The organism is Pseudomonas donghuensis, from assembly GCF_000259195.1.
GTDB lineage: Bacteria > Pseudomonadota > Gammaproteobacteria > Pseudomonadales > Pseudomonadaceae > Aquipseudomonas > Aquipseudomonas donghuensis.
This window is the reverse complement of record NZ_JH650760.1, coordinates 1-1,764: the sequence shown is the minus strand read 5'-3', so window position 1 is coordinate 1,764 and position 1,764 is coordinate 1. Positions and strand designations below refer to the sequence as shown.

Sequence of the window (1,764 nt, the reverse complement as noted above, 5' to 3'; positions counted from 1 at the left end):
GATGAAGGGCGGCCCGCCGATAACGCCAACAACGGTCGCGACATCCGCTACGCCATTCCCCGCGAAGGCGCGCCACTGTGGCTGGAGAACATGGTGCTGCTCAAGGATGCGCCCAACCCGCAGCAAGGCCTGGCCTTCATCAACTACATGCTGCGCCCCGAGGTGATCGCGGCCTCGACCAACTACCTCGGCTACCCCAACGCCAACAAGGATGCCGCGCCGCTGGTGGAGGCGAAGATTCGCGACAACCCCTCGGTGTACCCGCCCCAGGCAGTGCTCGACACCCTGTTCGCCCTGGAGCCGCTGCCACTTAAATACGAGCGCATCCGCACCCGGGTGTGGAGCAAGGTCAAGACCGGGAGTTAGTGTGGCGAAGGCTCCCGGCAACCGCTAAGCCTCAATCCTCCAGCGGTTTGGGTGGTGGCAAGGGCTTGGCGGGTTTTGCCGGCTTGGCCGCTTTGCCATCCTTGCCTGGCTTGGCCTCTTTAGTCTTTGTGGCATCAGTCTTGAGATCGGCAACGGTCGGCGGCACGATGGCTTTCTCTGCCGCCGGCAACTGGTCAACCGCGTCGAAAATCGCCTTGGGTTCAAGGGTGCCGGGGTGTTCGATCCGGTGCTGCTCACCATCCTTGCCCACCAGTACCACCTGGGTGACCACCGTATCCCGGGCACTGAACTTGAACTGGCGGATCAAGGCCATGGTGGCCTGCTGATCGAGGTCTTTGCCATCGCGCTTGCCCATCATGCCGGCGACGCTGTACAGCACCAGATTGCGCTCCTGGAAGGCAGCCTTGGTGGCCGGGTCTTCCAACGCTGCGTTCAACGCGCGAAGGGTCGGGTCGGCGGTACTGGGGGCAAGCACAACCAAGGGGCGGGCCTTGTACAGATCCTGGCCCAAGGGGTCATCACTATCGGCAGCGAGGGCGGGACCGGCAACAATGGCCAGCAAGGTGGCGAGGGTCAGTGACCGGACAAGCATGCGCATCTCCTTTCAAATTCCATGCATCAAAGACTACAAATCGCGACGAAAGATCCGGGTTGCGAGCCTAAACTACAGGGCCAGATGAGTGGGCAAGGCAAAGGTAACTTCCGATTACCAAGTGCGACCTTGGATGCACACCGAAAGGTCTGTCATCCGATTCTGAGGATAGCTGAAGGCCGCCTGCCATGCCCGACGACCACCCTGGAAAAAGGCCTGAACCATGAGCATTGCCGACACCCTGCTGTTGTTGCTGATCCTTGTTACCGCCCTGGGTTGCGGGTTGATGGGCGGGTTGTTCTTCGCCTTCTCCAACTTCGTCATGCAGGCCCTGGAGCGCATCCCGGCGCAGAGCGCAGTCACGGCCATGCAGTCGATCAACCAGGTGGTGCTCAACCGCCTGTTCCTCTCGCTGTTTCTCGGCACCGCCATTACCTGTGCGATTCTGCTGACCTGGGCCTGGTTGCGCTGGCCATTGCCGGGCAGCCTGTGCATCGGCATCGGCAGCGGCCTGTATTTGCTTGGTAACGTGCTGGTGACCATGCTCTTCAACGTGCCGCGCAACCAGAGCCTGGCACGCCTGGACCCGGCCAGTAGCGAGGCGGCCAGTGCCTGGCCGAGCTATGCGCGGGTATGGAACCGCTGGAACCACGTGCGCACCATTACCGCCCTGGCGGCGACGGCCTGGTTGATGGTGGCGTTGCTACGGGTGGTGTGGACTCAATAGCGGCTGCTCAGCTCCCACAGTAGATCTGCGCACGCCGGACCTGTGGGAGCTGGCCTTG

3 protein-coding genes are annotated in these 1,764 nt (G+C 62.2%); 2 read left to right on the top strand and 1 reads right to left on the bottom strand.

The window, feature by feature from the left end; genetic code table 11:
• The coding region (locus UW3_RS29350) for an extracellular solute-binding protein (protein WP_010221760.1) at positions 1-366 on the top strand (366 nt) is incomplete at its 5' end.
• A gap of 31 nt (positions 367-397) precedes the next feature.
• Here UW3_RS29350 and UW3_RS0107765 read toward each other — a convergent pair.
• Positions 398-979, bottom strand: coding sequence for a DUF4174 domain-containing protein (locus UW3_RS0107765; protein WP_010221759.1), 582 nt, complete (start codon positions 977-979; stop codon positions 398-400).
• 223 nt (positions 980-1,202) lie between these two features.
• Between UW3_RS0107765 and UW3_RS0107760 the strand changes: the two genes are divergently transcribed.
• Positions 1,203-1,706, top strand: coding sequence for an anthrone oxygenase family protein (locus tag UW3_RS0107760; protein ID WP_010221758.1), 504 nt, complete (start codon positions 1,203-1,205; stop codon positions 1,704-1,706).
• The last annotated feature ends 58 nt before the right edge of the window (positions 1,707-1,764 follow it).